Source organism: Marinicella sediminis, assembly GCF_002000055.1.
Classification (GTDB): Bacteria; Pseudomonadota; Gammaproteobacteria; order Xanthomonadales; family Marinicellaceae; genus Marinicella; species Marinicella sediminis.
Map to the genome: position 1 here is coordinate 147,230 of NZ_MVBD01000002.1, position 17,373 is coordinate 164,602.

At 47.5% G+C, this 17,373-nt stretch carries 11 protein-coding genes; 5 read left to right on the forward strand and 6 right to left on the reverse strand.

The window, feature by feature from the left end:
* Nucleotides 1-224: 224 nt before the first annotated feature.
* From B0475_RS03190 to B0475_RS03200, 3 genes are all read right to left on the reverse strand, one after another.
* A complete protein-coding gene (locus tag B0475_RS03190) occupies nucleotides 225-1,184 on the reverse strand; it encodes a lipase secretion chaperone (RefSeq protein ID WP_077409990.1) in 960 nt (319 codons plus the stop codon).
* A complete protein-coding gene (locus tag B0475_RS03195; protein ID WP_077409991.1) occupies nucleotides 1,185-2,135 on the reverse strand; it encodes a lipase family alpha/beta hydrolase in 951 nt (316 codons plus the stop codon).
* Between the two features lie 171 nt (nucleotides 2,136-2,306).
* Nucleotides 2,307-3,284: a LysR substrate-binding domain-containing protein gene (locus B0475_RS03200; RefSeq protein ID WP_077409992.1), complete on the reverse strand. Its 978-nt coding sequence runs from the start codon at nucleotides 3,282-3,284 to the stop codon at nucleotides 2,307-2,309.
* A 250-nt stretch (nucleotides 3,285-3,534) separates the two neighbouring features.
* Between B0475_RS03200 and cysG the strand changes: the two genes are divergently transcribed.
* From cysG to B0475_RS03220, 4 genes are all read left to right on the forward strand, one after another.
* Nucleotides 3,535-4,971, forward strand: coding sequence for a siroheme synthase CysG (gene cysG / locus B0475_RS03205; protein WP_077409993.1), 1,437 nt, complete (start codon nucleotides 3,535-3,537; stop codon nucleotides 4,969-4,971).
* A gap of 11 nt (nucleotides 4,972-4,982) precedes the next feature.
* On the forward strand, nucleotides 4,983-5,921 hold the full coding sequence (gene cysK / locus B0475_RS03210) for a cysteine synthase A (protein WP_077409994.1): 939 nt from the start codon (nucleotides 4,983-4,985) through the stop codon (nucleotides 5,919-5,921).
* 111 nt (nucleotides 5,922-6,032) lie between these two features.
* The gene (locus tag B0475_RS03215) at nucleotides 6,033-7,271 is read left to right on the forward strand and encodes a saccharopine dehydrogenase family protein (protein ID WP_077409995.1); all 1,239 of its coding nucleotides are present in this window, start codon (nucleotides 6,033-6,035) and stop codon (nucleotides 7,269-7,271) included.
* A gap of 4 nt (nucleotides 7,272-7,275) precedes the next feature.
* A complete protein-coding gene (locus tag B0475_RS03220) occupies nucleotides 7,276-7,770 on the forward strand; it encodes a DUF2306 domain-containing protein (protein ID WP_077409996.1) in 495 nt (164 codons plus the stop codon).
* Between the two features lie 48 nt (nucleotides 7,771-7,818).
* On the opposite strand, the gene B0475_RS03225 is transcribed toward B0475_RS03220, so the two are convergent.
* From B0475_RS03225 to B0475_RS03235, 3 genes are all read right to left on the reverse strand, one after another.
* A complete protein-coding gene (locus tag B0475_RS03225) occupies nucleotides 7,819-8,958 on the reverse strand; it encodes a hypothetical protein (protein WP_157892666.1) in 1,140 nt (379 codons plus the stop codon).
* A gap of 96 nt (nucleotides 8,959-9,054) precedes the next feature.
* Nucleotides 9,055-10,689, reverse strand: a complete 1,635-nt coding sequence (locus tag B0475_RS03230; protein WP_077409998.1) for a cation:proton antiporter family protein — start codon at nucleotides 10,687-10,689, stop codon at nucleotides 9,055-9,057.
* A gap of 194 nt (nucleotides 10,690-10,883) precedes the next feature.
* On the reverse strand, nucleotides 10,884-13,070 hold the full coding sequence (locus B0475_RS03235; RefSeq protein ID WP_077409999.1) for an OsmC domain/YcaO domain-containing protein: 2,187 nt from the start codon (nucleotides 13,068-13,070) through the stop codon (nucleotides 10,884-10,886).
* Between the two features lie 303 nt (nucleotides 13,071-13,373).
* Between B0475_RS03235 and B0475_RS03240 the strand changes: the two genes are divergently transcribed.
* Nucleotides 13,374-17,249, forward strand: a complete 3,876-nt coding sequence (locus B0475_RS03240; RefSeq protein WP_077410000.1) for an FG-GAP repeat protein — start codon at nucleotides 13,374-13,376, stop codon at nucleotides 17,247-17,249.
* Nucleotides 17,250-17,373 lie beyond the last annotated feature (124 nt).

Below are 17,373 nucleotides of genomic sequence, written 5' to 3' on the forward strand. Positions count from 1 at the left end.
AGTCAGATGAAACCAGGCAGTAACCGATGATAAAGAGTGTTCCTGGGACTCCGCCCTCCGATCCAGTCCTGCACTAAGTCATGAATCCTTACAGTTGCCAGTAAATTTTATTCCTGTCAAAATCCAATATGGCCTCGTCGATCATATCAAACGATCAAACACGCAACGTGCTGAATCGCCGTCGCTCATCAATTAAGCCAGCGTCTCGAACCGATCCCCTGCTCTCAACCGTTATTCAGGTGGTGATCATACCAGGACCGCAATCGTTTCAATGAACGTGCATCATACTGACTTTCCAATTGGGCCATGGCCTCCGGATCTCCCTGTAATTGTTGGCGTTGTTCAATGTAAGCAGAGACTTTTAACTGCCAGGCGCTCTGACGTTGATCCAGCGCCCCGAGTCTTTGTGCAACATCTTCACCATAATCAATGGTTCGCAAGATCATTTTTTGTTGATCACTGACTCCTGTATCAGCATATTGCTGGTTTTGTAGCCAGGCATCCTGATAGGCTGTTGCCGCTTCTTCCTGCAGTAACCACTGGTGTTGTTGACTGGTCAATTCTCCAATGTCTCCAGCCTCCCGGGCAAGGAGCCAGGATGCATAAGCATGTGCTTCACCATAGAATGCTTCACTCAGGGACTTTCCCAGCAATTGCTCCCGATGATCCTGAATGGCCATGAGTTGATCTTTGAGTGACAAGTCTGATGACAAGGACAATGCAAAATTTTCTGTTTCGGCCAGGTAATTAACATACTCATCAAACAAATCCCTTACCTGTTCCAATTGATCCAGTGAGAGGAAATCACTGCTGATGCTGAGTAACCGGTGTTTGATTTGTTGTAGTGACATTTCACCTCTTGCACTGAGGTAATGATCAAATAAACGATGTAAATCTTTGTCTGCAATAACTTGACCTTGATCATCCAGATTCACCCCTCCATCAGGATGTGTACCGGACAACGAACTGACCTGGCTGGCATATATCAGCTGTTGATTGGGCAATTGCCGTCGTTGTTCATGTTCCCAAAGCATAGCCACTGTGATGGATTGTCTTTGCGGAATTGATGATTGCACATCCATTGTAACAGGTGCTTTCAGCTGATCGGCTTGAGCATAGGCCCAATAAGCTGCTGCTGCTGTCGTTGCCAGGATGATTGTACTTAAAGTTGTTTTACCTTTCATTTATAAACCCTCGTTTTTTAATCTGTTGGCATGTGCCCGGTAAACGCTTACAGGATTGGGAGTGAACAGACCCCTCAGTCCTAAGACCTGATTCACTTCATCTCCATGATTCCATGGGTAATCGTCACGCAAGACACGGCCCAGATGTGAAGAACAACGTCCCACCAAACCGTCATTGGCTTCGCCAAAGAACAACAAACTCGTCAAGCCGAGTAAAGCATCACTGATGTCAATGACGTTACTGACTGGACGGGTTCCGCTGAAAGAATAATATTTAACCCCATTGGCTTCGTAAGCGCCTTCACCACATGTGCTCAATGGCATGCCCTCGGGATAATTTTGATTGAATGCTTCGGCACCTGCAGTGGTCAGGGCATTGAGCGAGGCCAGTGCATCCTGGGGGTCACCTGCACCACCTGAAGCCACTTCAATCAAGGTGGCCAGGGCATTGGCCATTCCGGCAAGCACAGCTTCAACAAATGATCCAGGAGGTGCCACTGTCTGTACTGCATCAGCGACCGGGCTGCCAGTATTGGGGCCGCCAACAGCAGTCACAGAAGCCACTAAATCCGGACGCACTGACGCCACATAGCGGACAGTAGGAGAGCCATGAGAATGACCGATGAGATTAAACTTTTGATGACCATAAATGGCCTGAATGACTTCAAGCTGAGACAACAATTGTTCACCACGCATTTCACTGGAATGTGCTGCCGATACATCAGCCACGTAAACCGTTGCCCCATCATCTGCCAATTCACCCGGAATACGATAGAAATAATTGAATATTCCAAAGGCCTGATCAAAGCCAAACAACCCATGAACCAGTACAATGGGATGTTTGGTTTTGGTGTAATTACTGTTCCACCAGAAGGCATTAACTGGTGAACTTAATACCATAAGCATCATCACAACGATGATCCATGGCGCAGATACTTGCGACTTGTTCATAATACTCCTCTCTATTAATTCATCAGCTCTAACGGCTTTTACATTTTTTTAACAGAGCGGAAATGACTTGTCAACAATAAATTAAACGAACGTTTGAAATATCAATTAACTTCGTTTATTTTCTGTTTTTATTCAGTGATTTAGTTGATATGTTAAGCATTTTTTTTGAATTCATTGCCAGGCAGAATCAATCGGTTCAACCTGCTTTTGTGGATCCACCAACAACAATTTATTATCAATGGCTGACTGAACCTGTTCCCTTTTTACATGAGGTGCAAATAACTGAATAAACTCATGCATAAATCCACGCAGGAATAAACTTGGGCTGAATGCCAGCCACGTGGCACTCAATGGCAACAATCCGACAGTGCCCAGGGTATGCAGATCTGCATCCAGTTTTTTGTCAACCGCCATACTGGCAATGATGCCCACCCCAAGTCCTGAACGAACGTAAGTTTTAATCACATCTGAGTCACGTGCTGTGAAGACGATTTGATAGTCAAGGCCAGCTTGGTTAAAAGCCTGTACCAGTGATGAATTCTGTTGATCATTACCCACATAGACAATCAATGGATGCTTGGCCAGTTCAGCCAATGTGATGGATTCTTTTTGAGCCAGTGCATGACCTTTGGGCACCACGATTTTACGTTGCCATTTATAAAGGTCCAACTTGACCAAGTCGGTGGCTTCTTCCGTACTGCCGGAACTGATGACAAAATCCACTTCCCCTTCTCTGAGGGATTTGAGATTTTGCTGTGACGTACCCTGTAATAAATTCACTTTGATTCCCGGGTAGACTTCATGCAACTGTTTCAACACCGATGGCAACACATACCGGGCCTGGGTGTGAGTGGTGGCAATGTTCAGCTGACCATGCCGGTCATTGGTCAGCTCATGACTGAAGGCTTTGATGTTCTCCACTTCCTTGAGAATGCGTTCAGCCCTCTTCAGTACTTCCTTACCAGCCTGGGTCAAAGCAACCAGGGCCTTGCCTTGTCTGACAAACAAACTGAATCCCAGCTCATCTTCCAGCAAGCGCACCTGACGACTGACACCAGGTTGTGAAGTGAACAACTGCTTGGCAGCTGCAGTGACATTGAGTCCATTGTGGCTGACCGCCACGAAAAACCTCAGTTGTTGTAATTTCATTTTGAAATACCGGTTAATTCATACAGTTGACCGCACATTGACGCATAAATGACATGTCTGTGTACAATCAGTTTAAGTCCCACAATCAATGGCCCTTTTGAGCGCATCATATCAGCCACATCAATAATTCGCAATATGGACGTCTAAACGTCTGATAACTTTTTGTTATATGCCCATGCCGATTTACTATTTTGGGAAATCAGGTCAGCTGGCTATAGTGTGCAGAACATTTACCTCAATATGACCCATCATGAAACACTTGCCAATCAACATCAAATTGCACCAGCAACCCGTTTGGGTCTTAGGTGGTGGCACCGTAGCACTCAGGAAAATTCAGCCTTTGTTGTCTGCCGGTGCTGAAGTCTATTGTGTTGCCAGGCGGTTTCACCCTGATATCAGGACTTTGACCATTGATCACAGTATTTGGCTGACCAAACATGATTTAAAGGATTTGTCGGTATTGGAACAATTACCCAGACCACGACTGGTGGTTTCAGCCACCGATGATCCACTGATTAACCGTCAGGTTTATCACTTCGCCAAAACCCATGACTTGCTGATCAATACCGTAGATGATCAGCCTTTGTGTGATTACATCACACCTGCCATTGTCGATCGCTCACCCGTGGTGGTGGCCATCAGTACCGAAGGTGCTTCACCGGTTCTGGCCAGGATGATTAAACAAAAAATCAGTTACCTGCTGCCAGCAAACCTCGGAAGTTTGGCAAGAAAAGCCAGACAGATGAGGCAAAGCATTAAAGAGAACATCCCCGATTTCAATAACCGCAGGCGGTTTTGGCAACGGTTTTTTGATTGGTCTCATGCCAGCCTGAGTTTATTCAAAGACCCCCACATGAATCCCGGAAAGGAACACATTGATGAATTGATCTCCGAAGTCAACCAAACTGCAGGACGAGTCAGCCTGGTGGGAGCCGGTCCCGGGGACCCTGATCTACTGACCATCAAAGCCATCAAAGTCCTGCAATCAGCTGATGTGGTGCTGCATGACCATCTGATTTCCTCAGACATCATGGCCATGATACGAAAAGATGCTGAATTGATTGATGTGGGTAAACAGGCTGGTAAACACTTGACCAAACAACAAGTCATCAATCAACTGCTGGTCGAGCACGCGCGTCAGGGATTACATGTCTGCAGACTCAAAGGGGGTGATCCATTTGTTTTTGGCCGTGGCGGTGAAGAAATCCAGCAACTGAACAAGCACCAGATACCATTTGAAATTGTTCCCGGTATCACTGCAGCAGTTGGTTGTGCGGCCTATGCGGGTATTCCGCTGACCCATCGTGACCATGCCCAGGGATTGGCATTTATCACCGCACACTGCAGTGATTCGAAAGATCGGATTGATTGGCAATTCTATGCAAAAAATCAGCAGACACTGGCGGTATACATGGGACTGATTAAAGCCGAGCACCTGGTAACACAATTGATCCTGCATGGAAAAAACCCATCAGTTCCTGTTGCAATCATAGAAAATGGCACCCGCCATAATCAACGCACCGTCACCGGACAATTGCACCAATTAGCTGCTATGATAGATGAACACAAAATCAATTCCCCTGCCCTGATCATCATCGGTGAAGTGGCGGGCTACGCAGAACAACTGGATTGGTTCAGCCCGCACGTGGCATACCAGCCTGAAGAAGCTTACTTAAAATCAGCATAACGAGAAACTTTATGATTTATAACAACATTCTGGAAACCATCGGCAACACGCCAATCATTAAAATCAACCGACTGGCACCTGATCATGTCGACATGTATGTCAAAGCTGAATACTTTAACCCTTTGGCTTCAGTCAAAGACCGCCTGGCCCACGCCATCATCGCCGACGCTGAAGCCAAAGGCTTACTGAAACCAGGACAAACTGTGGTGGAAGCCACTTCTGGTAACACCGGTATTGCTCTGGCCATGGTATGCGCGGCAAAGGGCCATCCATTCGTAGCCGTAATGAGTGAAACATTTTCCATAGAACGGCGTAAATTGATGCGCGCATTGGGAGCGAAAGTGGTACTGACACCCGCCGAAGCACGCGGATCTGGCATGGTGGCCAAGGCCAAAGAACTGGCGGAAGAACGTGGCTGGTTCCTGGCCCGGCAGTTTGAAAATGAAGCCAACCCGGCCTACCACCGTTCCACCACCGGACCAGAAATCCTCAAGGATTTCGCCGGCAAAAAACTGGACTATTTTGTCAGTGGTTACGGAACCGGTGGCACCATCACCGGGGTTGGTGAGATGCTGAAACTGGCCAGGCCTGACATCCAGGTGGTTGCTACTGAACCTGTCGAAGCCCAGCTGTTGGCTGGCAAGGAATGGAGCCCTCATAAATTACAAGGTTGGACCCCTGACTTTGTGGCCGATGTGATGAACCAGGATATCTTTGATGACCTGATTCCAGTTGACGAACATCAATCCAAAGCTGCCTCGCTGGCATTGGCATCAAAAGAAGGTATCCTGTGTGGGATTTCAGCCGGAGCCACCTTTGCAGCAGCACTGGAGACTGCCCAAAAGGCCCCACAAGGATCGGTCATTCTGGCCATGTTGCCAGACACCGGGGAACGATACCTCAGCACTTATTTGTTTGAAGACTTCGAAAGCGGTTCAGACGAAATCTGAACCCACTCAGGCTATGACTGACAAGACAGGCTTCAATCGCCTGTCTTTTTTTATGTCTGATTATCAACCACATATGCTATTCTGATAAGTCAATCAACGGTAATAATCATCATGACACAACAAAGGTACGATGTGATTGTCTTTGGTGCCACCAGTTTTGTCGGCAAAATCATTTGCCAATATCTGGTCAGCCATTTCAAATCCGGGGACATCAGCTGGGCCATGGCCGCCCGATCTGCTGACAAACTCGATCAACTCAAAACCCAGTTGGGTCCAGCCGCTCAGGATCTGGCAGTCCTGGTGGTTGATGCCACCGATGAACAGGCCCTTGGGGCCATGTGTCGACGTACCCGGGTATTGATGACCACGGTGGGTCCCTATGATTTATATGGTGAACCGGTATTGCGTGCTTGTGTGGAAACCGGCACTGATTACTGTGACCTGACCGGAGAGGCGCATTGGATTCGTAAGATGCTCGACCGATACGAAGAACAGGCCAAACAAACCGGTGCACGTATAGTGCATTGCACGGGTTTTGATTCCATCCCCTCTGATCTGGGTGTCCACCACCTGCAGCGCGAGGCCCGCCGAATATTTGGGACTCACTGTTGTGATGTTAAATTGCGCATACGCCGAATGAAAGGCAGTGCATCAGGTGGCACCGTTGCCACTGCATTGAACATGGCCAAACAAATCAAGGCCGATCCATCGGTCAAAAAGATCATGGCCAACCCTTATGCACTGTGCCCTGAAGATCACGGTTTTTCTGTGCGTCAACAACGCGATAAAATCCAATATGATGCATCCTGTGACTCATGGGTAGGTCCCTTCTTCATGGCTTCCATCAACACCCGAATCGTTCACCGGTCCAATGCCCTGAGCAAGCAAAGCTACGGTTCTGACTTCACCTATCATGAAGGTGTTATGACTGGCAAAGGCTGGTCTGGAAAAAACAAAGCCAGGGGTATTTACTGGAGTCTGGCGGCATTTTTTACGGGCGCAAGCCTGTCGCCAATCCGCTCCTTTATGGCCAAGTTTTTACTGCCTAAACCAGGCGAAGGACCAACGCCAGAAGCCCAGGAGGCTGGGTTTTATGACTTTCGCTTCATCGGTACAACCGCAGCAGGTCAACAAATTACCACCAAAGTATATGGCGACAAAGATCCGGGTTACGGGTCAACCGCTCAAATCATGAGTCAGGCAGCAGTGTGCCTGGCCAATGATGTACCGGCACATACAGCAGGCGGGTTCTGGACCCCCGCTACATTGATGGGCGATGTCCTGATTGACCGATTACATCAGCATGCAGGGCTGACTTTTGAAGTTTTATCAACCCAACAGGAGGAATAAACGCATGAACTTAACCCCCATAGGCTGGTTGCACACCATCGTCGGAATCATGGCACTGGTTGCCGGAGTCTGCGTGTTGTGGCAACACAAACGACTGAGTTACCGCCCTCGTTTGGGACAAATCTATTTACTGGCCACTGTCATCACTGCGGCCTCTTCGCTGACCATTTTTAATCATGGTGGTTTCAATGTGGCTCATGGCTTGGGAATCCTTACTGTGTTGGCTGTGCTGGCTGGTGTGATCATTGAAAAAACTGTGTTGTTTAAATCCTGGAACAAATTTTTCACCAACCTGTGTTATTCGGCGACCATTCTGTTTCATTTGTTACCAACCACCACAGAAATCATGACCCGTTTTCCGCCTGATCATCCGCTGGTCAGTTCATTGAAAGATCCGTTGCTGCACAAAACTTTTCTGGTCATCACCGCGGTGTTTCTGATTATGCTGATCTGGCAAATGTTGTGGCTGCGAAACCAGCCCAATGAATTCAATGGCTGACAATACGCACCGACAGAATTAACTGACCAGGCAAACACTGGGTTTTGGTCAAGGGTGCTGCGCTGACTGCTGCTCAATCGGTTGGTATAAACAATCCTCAGGGCTTTGCAATTCATCAGCAGGAATACCTTGTTGGATTTTTTGTTGGTGAAAATACCTGGCAGCGTGGATCAAAGCAGTCCGCTCGCCCTGCTCGCGTTTGATCTTCATATTGTCCCGCATAAAGTCCAGATCCATTTTGCCAATCACCTGAAAAGTAAATTGGTTGTTCAGGCAAGTGATTTCCTTTTGATAGGCATGGTAAGTTTGCTCCGCAAGCATGGCGGGGTCATTCTGACCAGCCAGTTTCCAGGCTGTTGACTGAATTTTGTGGCCAATAGCAGTGCTCAGGTATTGGTCATCATTTCCAGCCAATATACGGCCAATGGTCACGCAAGCCTGACTCAGTTCTTGGTATGTATCACAGGCATCAAGCAGACCCCTGAAAGCCGGAACCGGCATGATCATTGAGAAGTTAATCTTCATCACCAACAACAGATGACCACTGGCGTTGTCATGCAGGTACTTCAACTGTTCAGCAGAGTAATCATCCAGATCTGTTAATTGACCAACTCCAAGGTGTTCGTAAAGGTATCCGGTTGGCAAAGGGTGATCAGTGGCATATTGATCCAGGGTCTCAATAAAAAGCGGTGAATTATCCATCTTTAGTTGAAAACTGCTCGCTTCAGCCATGCGGTTAACCCAATCAAATACTTCCCCTTCAATACCTGCCCGCATGGCCTGATTCAAAGGCCTTATATAGGGTAACAGTTGATCACCATGTTGTTTAAACATGTGATCGTTGAGCAGGTTGATGTCACAATCCGGGTACACCTGATCACTGCGACACAAATCATTGATCAGCCACATGGTGTGCAAATTGAGGTCCTGACGTTTGACCAGTGAGTTCATCACTGGCGTGAGTAATTCGACCCGTTCAGCTGCGGGTGGATCAAAAGTATTTGGGTGAAACAAAAAGAGCCCATAAGCCTGTAATTCAGGATTTTTTTGTTCAAGCAGATGCCGGTAAAAACCATGCTCCCAGGCCAGCAATTCAAGATTGGCCTGCTCTTCACGACTCAGTCCTTGTTCAGCTTGGGTGGCAGTGGCTGATAACAGCAACAGAATCAGGTAAACTTGTTTCATCATCAACTCCATAAATCAGAAAACCTTTATTGTAATTGAGAAAACCGGCACTCACCAGTGAGATAAGTCCTGAATGAACAATGACCAATCAATGCCGGGTCAGCTGACCGGTTTATGCTGATTCCTGAGGTCGGAAAAAACCGGTTCACTTTCTATGATGTGACTGGCAAAGCCCGCACCGGCTTCACTGAAAATATTGGCCGCCATGTCCACGCCCGCTTCTTCCAGCGCAACGATATCCTCCGGGAACTTGGCTATCGACACCAAGCGGGCTTTGTAGCCCATTTCTTTGAACATTTTCACCACTTCCAGGGTGGTGGCCACATTGGGCAGGGTCAGCACCACCAATTTCAGTTTATGCATGCGTTTGACCCGATCCCAGAAATCTGCATCACTGGGGTCTCCCAGCACCACATGGCGATGGGCCTTTTTGTGCTTAAGGACCTTATAAATGTTCACATCGATGCCAACCACGAGTTTATGATGCAATTGCGAAAGCTGATCATAAGCACCGGTACCAATGATGCCCATGCCCACCACAGCGACTTCAGCTTTACCGATGTTCAGTACCGGATCAAAAGGCAATCGTTGTTTACTCTGAAACCGTTTAAACCACTTGCGCCGCTGGTTATACAAATCATTGGAAAACCGGCTGAGGATGGCTGACAAAACAAAGGAGAAAGAAATCATCATGGCCATCACAATTAACCAGCTGTCATTGATCCATTGTTGAGCCACTCCAACAGCCATCACAATCAGCCCGAATTCACTGAAATTGCTGAGGTTAATGGTAGAAAAAAGCGCGGTTCTGGAGCGTAATTGGAAACGCGTGAATAAAAAGAAAAACAAAACACCTTTGACCAGCACCAGTGGCGTTAATACGGCAGCCAGCATCAACATGTTCCAGTCGGGTTGCCCATACAGCCCTATGGAAAGGAAAAAACCCAACAAAAACAAGTCTTTGAAACCCATCATGTTTTTGACCAGCTCAATCGACTTGGCATGATTGGCCAGCAAGGCCCCCAACAACAAGGCCCCCAAATCTCCTTTGACCCCAACCATTTCAAATATTTCTGCGCCACCCAGGGCCAGTAAAAAGCCAAACAACACCAACATTTCACCATGCCCGACCTGGTTCAACAGACGATGCAACAAAAACCGGAACGGGATCAATAACAACAAACTGAATGCCCAGATGGTGGGTATCTTGCCGTCTGAAAAAGCCAGAAATGCCACCGCGATGATGTCCTGGATGATCAGGATGCCGATGGCGATCCGGCCATGCAAGGCATCATATTCACCGCGTTCTTCCATGACTTTTACCACAAAAACCGTACTGGAAAAACTCAGCGCAAAAGCCAACAGCAAAGCATTGTGTAAACTCAGGTCAGCAAACATGTAGACCTTCAACACCGCCAATGTCATCACCACCCCACTTAACAGTGCAACGGTGATGACAACATGCAGCAAAGTAACCCCCCATACCTGAGGCCGGATCAAATTCTTGACATTGATTTTCAAGCCAATGGTGAACAACAACAAAGTGATACCCAGTTCCGACATGAATTCAAGCAAATGACGATCAACGATGTTTTGGGTGCTCAGGATAAATCCGGAAGTCAAAAATCCAACCAGTGGAGGCAAGCCGATTTTCTGTGCAAACAAACCTAGCATGAATGTCATGCCAATCCAGATGAAGCTGTCCAAGGCCTGAATCAACCAGCTCAATTCCATGAAAAACCACCTCCACTGAACAAGTAGAGCGACCTCAGCTGCAGCTGCAAACTGTTGTTGGTTTTCATAAAACCTCCGCCTGATTGCTGTTGATTAATTATCTTAACAAATCAGCTACCTGCCTGGCCACTGTAAAGTTATTTCTCAACAATACCAGCGGATCAATTCAAGAGCTGATTAACCGATTACCCGGCTTAAGGGTTGTGGGCTTCGGCCCTGGCCTGACGCAGTTTCTGATAACTTTCGATCAGCCTCAGGTGTTTATCAATACCCTCCAGTTGCATGTTGGTTTTGAACAAGCCATGAAAGCGCAACTCACCGTGCACATACCGAATCACCTCATCTGTGGTTTGCTTACCAAACATCCGGCCAAAATTCACCTTGAAATCAGCCAACTCCAGGGCATCGTCCAGTTTAACTTCCAGCACGGCCTGCACGGCCTGATAGAACAGGTTGCGTTCCACGGTGTTGTCATTGTATTGTAAGAATGCCTGCACCAGGTCCAGGGCTTCTTCGGGGTTACCCAATGCCAGACAAAGCATGATTTTCAGCTCCAGTATGGTCAATTGTCCCCACACTGTATTTTCATCAAACTCGACACCGATCAGCGTTCTTATGTCGGTATAGTTATCCAGTTGACTGTCCTCCAGCCGTTCCAGTAAAGCGGTCAATGCCTGATCGTCCAAATCATGAATGTGTAGGATGTCTTCGCGGTAATCCAGGGCTTTATTGGTGTTATCCCAGATCAGGTCTTCAACCAAATAAACTTCGGAATAATCAGGCACCAGAATCCGGCAGGCAGAGGTTCCCAGAACATCAAAATGAGCCACATAGACTTCTTTACCCAATTTTCGCAGGATGCCAAATAACATCGTTGCTTCGGCTTCATTGGTTCCTGAGTAGTCCCATTCACAAAATTCAAAGTCAGCTTTGGCACTGAAAAAGCGCCAGGAAATCACCCCGGTTGAATCAATGAAATGCTCCACAAAGTTTTCTGGCTCAGATACCGCCAATGAATTAAAGGTCGGCTGTGGCACATCGTTCAGTCCCTCAAAGCTACGCCCCTGTAAAAGTTCAGTTAAACTGCGCTCCAGGGCCACTTCCAGACTGGGGTGGGCGCCAAAAGAAGCAAACACGCCGCCGGTTTTGGGGTTCATCAGGGTCACGCACATCACTGGAAACCGACCACCCAGTGAAGCGTCCTTGACCAGCACCGGAAAACCCTGGGCCTGAAGCGCTTCAATACCCGCTACAATGCCCGGATATTGATTCAGCACGTCCTGTGGTACATCAGGTAATACCAGCTCCTGTTCTATGATTTGTTTTTTAACCGCCCGCTCAAAAATTTCAGACAGACACTGCACTTCTGCTTCCGCCACATTATTACCAGAACTCATGCCGTTACTGAGGAACAGGTTTTCGATCAGATTGGAAGGAAAATAAACCGTTGCACCGTCAGATTGCCGTACATATGGAATGCAACATATACCCCGTTCGCGATTGCCTGAATTGGTATCAATCAGATGAGAACCACGTAATTCACCATCCGGATTGTAGATGGCCAGACAGTGGGCATCAAGGATCTCCACTGGTATGGCATCATCCGGTCCAGGTTTGAACCATCGCTCATTTGGATAATGAACAAATTCACTGTTGGCAATGTGCTCCCCAAAATACTGATCGTTATAAAAAAAATTACAATTCAACCGTTCAATGAATTCACCCAGTGCAGAACACAATGCACTTTCACGGGAAGGCCCTTTGCCATTGGTAAAACACAACGGTGAGGCGGCATCACGGATATTCAATGACCACACATTGGGTACCAGATTGCGCCAGGAAGTAACCTCAATTTTCATACCCAACTGTTGCAGGATGCCGGTCATGTTTCTGATGGTTTGTTCCAAAGGCAAGTCTTTTCCCTGAATAAATGTGCGTTCAGTGGCATCGATGTCTGCCATCAGCAGCGCCTGGGCGTCCTCGTCAATGTTTTCTACGACCTCAACCTTGAATTCAGGACCGGTTTGCACCACCTTTTTCACGGTGCAGCGATCGATTGAACGCAAAATACCCGCGCGGTCTTTTTCTGCCATGTCATCTGGCAGTTCCACCTGAATCTGAAAAATCTGGTTGTAGCGATTTTCCGGATCAACGATGTTATTTTGCGACAAGCGGATGTTGTCCGTGGGGATATCGCGGGCATTGCAATACACCCTTACAAAATACGCTGCACACAAGGCCGATGATGCCAAAAAATAATCAAAAGGACTGGGCGCTGACCCATCTCCTTTGTAGCGTATCGGCTGATCAGTGATGACTTTGAAATCGTCAAACAAGGCCTCTAATCTGAGGTTGTCGAGAAAATTAACTTTGATTTCCATAAGGTGCGGTGTGAAGTAGTAAATTGAGTTGTGTTGCTGATTATCGGTGTTTTTGACAGCTGAGTGTTGATATTTTATGACAAATAGCGATGACAAGTCAGCCTGATCGCTGGCGGCATTTGAGCACTGAGATATTTGTCATCAACCATACCCCTTATTTACAGATAGATTGCCAGACAACCTGATCTGACTGTACCTATTTTAATAATACCTTTGTATGCATTGGACAAATTGTTATATACATGATCAGCCATACATACTATCATTATATAAAACAATACAAACACAACCGAGGGGAATTTCATGAATCATTCTGTCAGGATTTTGATGGGCATTGCACTGCTCGCCCAAAATATTTTTAACCCACTGTACGCCAATGAAACCCCACCTGATTTCACTGATGTTGAAGACATACTGTTGGGCCAGCGACATTTGCTGCGCAATGATGACCTGGTGATTGCCCTGGATAAAGGTACCCAGTCATCTGGCAGTGTGTTCAACCAGGTCACTTTAGAGACCAATCTGTTACACATATCCAAACAATCCAGCCAAACCATCATAACACCCAAATGTGCGCTGGCCAGACCTGGAAGCCTGTCTCTCTCCGTGCCGATCAACAATGTCATGCACACCCGGGTTGGACGGGTATTTGAACTTGACCGGGATGTTTCGGTGACCCTGGCACCAGCCAGTCAAAACGGTCAGTTTGGTTGTGAAGGTCCATTGGCTTTGTATGTCAACGATCACCAGAATGCTGACAACAACACCAGGACTGAAGTCGATAACTCAAGTCCCATGTGGACCCAGATGCTGTTGGCTGATTTTGACCTGGATGGCTATGCTGACGTATTCCAGAACCATGGCTATGGTTACGCGATTCACACCGCTGTGGACACCAGTGACCCCACTCAAGGGCTGAAAAGAACCCAATTCCAGGGCATCCCAGATTCAATGGTAGCCACCACCACGCCTCCTGTGGCCGGTGATTTTAATGGTGACGGGGCGGTTGACATAGCCTGGCTGGCAAGTCAGGCCAAAGATCAGGCCGGTTTATCAATTTATGTGATCTCTGTGTGCCCACGGCAAGGCATGAAAATCAATGGTGTTACTTGTCAGCGGCCTTTTCAGACCATTCCCAAGGTGTCCACTGAATTTGCCGCCCATTCCATCACAACCGATGCTCAATTGGAGTGGCCCAACAGCTTATGTTCCGGTTGTGGCAACTCAGTGAATAAATTCTGGTTGGCCAGTGGTAATCTTGATGGCAGATTCACTTCCACTGAAGGGGCTCAAACCGATGAGCTGGTTTTTGCCCGGGTCAATCAACAACAGCTTGAGATACACGCTTATCGATTGGGCAACGACCTCAAACCATTAGGTAAAGCCAAAAAAACCATCATTAAGGGCATGAATGTTTCGAAGTTTTTGCTCACCAGTGGGCCAATTAACCAATTCAGTGCCACTGATCAATTGGCGCTGGTGACATCCAGTGACACTGTTCTGGATAAAACCACCCTGGCAGTGGTTCATTTTGAAGCAGATTTAACGGCCAAATGGTACAGTTATGAGGTCAGTCAAAAAGCCTTTAACAGCACAGGTCGCACCCGGGCATTTCCATTTGCCACAGGCATCACAATCGGTCGATTTAATCCTCCACAGTCAGGGAACTCGAGGGATTTCAACCATCAGATTGCCGTGCTGTACAACACCGTAGATACGGTTTCTATGGATTCCAAATACAAAACCATGCTGCATATTTATACCGTGGGTGATAACGCCGATCCGGTTCCGGCTCTGAAATCAGAACATGTGGTGGCCAATCAACAGTTTAACACCCCACATAATTTTCAGATGGTGGCACCCTTGCAGGTAGGCGATCTACGAGGGCGTTCATTGCTGCTGGGTGAGCCGGACACCTTTCAGGTGGAGAGTCATATTCAGCCCCATGTCATTCTTGGCAGCCCACCTCAGCATGTTGATTACATCACCCCATCACGCGCTGACCAACCCAAAGTCTTTAACTTCAGCGCAATCAAAAAAGATTTCCATTCCACCTATGCAGTACAGGCATCGCAGGAAAATCAGTCCAGCAACAAGTCCACCACAAGTTCAGGTTGGGCCTTGAAAGAATCAGCCAGTTTAAAAGGCAAGGCCACCATTGGACCAGTGGAAGTCTCAGGTGAATTGAGACAATCTTTGGATGTGGCTGAGAAGAATACGGTGAGCGAATCCTTTGATACCTTCCAAAGTAAATCCTTTGATGCGTCCACCACCACGGGTTATGGTGACCAAGTTTGGTATTCCAGCCGGCGGATGAATGTGTTTATTTATCCTGTACTGGGAAAATACCAGTGTCCACAGAACAAAAAAACCTGTTCTGACGATGAGAAGCAACCCATGACAGTGGTGTTCTCAGGCCCTGACAACATCCGTTCCAACATCAGTGCCACCGGGCGCAATCTGGAATGGTACCAACCTGTACATGTGCCAGGACAGTTATTCACCTACCCCTGGAATGAACAACAGCTGTTATTGCAAAACCCGGACCTGCAGTCATTGGGTCAAACCGCTACCGGGGCTTTTTTCACTGATGACTCAACCACCACACGCAAGGTCAACTGGAAAGGCAGTTCAGGCAGTCAGAAGAGTGTGGGTTTCAACAGCTCATGGGCTTTGGGGGGTGGGGTTTCAGTGGCCGTAGGCACACCAGAAGAAACTTATAAAAAAGCTGGCGGGGTCAAAGGAGAAGTCAATTTTGACATGTCCTACAGCAACGGTTTGGAAACACTCAACACCGACACCAGTAAAATAGGCACCTCAACCGGCGTGGCCATCAAAAAACCCGGTAGTTTTCCCAATCCCAGTTACTACCAGTACCTGTTGGAACCATTTATATTTGGCAGTGAAGATCAACTTCAACGTTCTGAGAACACCAAACCAGATGCCGACATATTGACCAGAGGGCCATTACAAACTGCCTTTGCAGCTGACCCGACCGATCCGGGCAGTGGCAGCTGGTGGTCCACAAGTCCTTACAAACAACACATTGATGTGGGCTTCGGATTTCCTGCCAGATGGGAAATCAGTAACAGCAACAGTCAGGGATTGATGGATAAGGAGACTGCCTGCCTGGGCGGTGAATGTGCCATCATGGATCAACCTGATGCAAATAACCTCTGGAACAGCAGTTTCTATTGGTTGCGTGGCTTTTACATACAGTCCAATGGCCAGGGCCCGCAAAGAACCGCCGCACATACAGGAGATCAACTGACCTTAAGTGTCCGGGTTTACAACCACAGCCTCAAAGACATGGCCAAAGGTGATCGGTTAAAAGTCCGTTTTTATGGCCAGCAATGGGACCCAACAATCAACCAACCCATGGCCGGGGTCAACAGTTTCCTGATCGGCCAGGATGTCTTTCAAAGTCTGCCCGGGTTTGCCACAGGCGCCGAGCCCAACTGGCGTCTGGCTCATACCCGCTTTGACACCTCACAATGTGGCTCGTCAGGTTGTGGTGATAAATATTTTGTCTTCTGGGCCATGGTTTGGGCAGAAGACAGTCAACAACAAATCATCAAATCAGAATTACCCGGTCATGGACTGAACCAAGCGCTGTCTTCAGAGGCTTTGACAGCTCTGCTGGGTAAAACCAATCCGAGTATGAAAGCCGTTTTTGAAGTCAGCAAACAGGGCGCAATGGAATTTTCGCAGGTTAATGACAATGACTATACGTCATTCAGCAACAACCTGGGTTACTTCCATCAGGTGTTTTTCATCCACAACCATGAAACGCCCATGCTGAAGCGAACTCAGGATACCGTTGATATTCATCGCCACAGCGTTGTCCAGCAACCAGTGATCATAGAACAGCTCACCCTCAGTGAGACACACATCAAAGCGGGTCAGGAAGTAAACCTGACAGTGAACTTGAAAGCCGGACAACACAGTAATGATGCCATGCAACTGATGGTTTACCAAGTCACAAGTTCAACATCACAGTCTTCTTTATTGGACCATGAAATGATTGCCCATATCAAATCCAACGATGTTTACCAGATCAGTTTACCGATTCGTCCTCAGGGCTGTGGTCGGCAGCAAATAAAAGCAGAGCTTGATTTGGGCGAGCCCAACCAGAATGCACAGATAGTGAGCGCAGAGTTTCTCGATATAGAATGCTGAAGAGGCACCCGAGAAGTACTGCAAATAATACATGATGACATGAAGGAATGATCTTGGGGCTACGGCCTCTGATCCAGTCACGTCTCAGACTTCTGTATCCATTGATAAATCGGTAAGGCTTGGT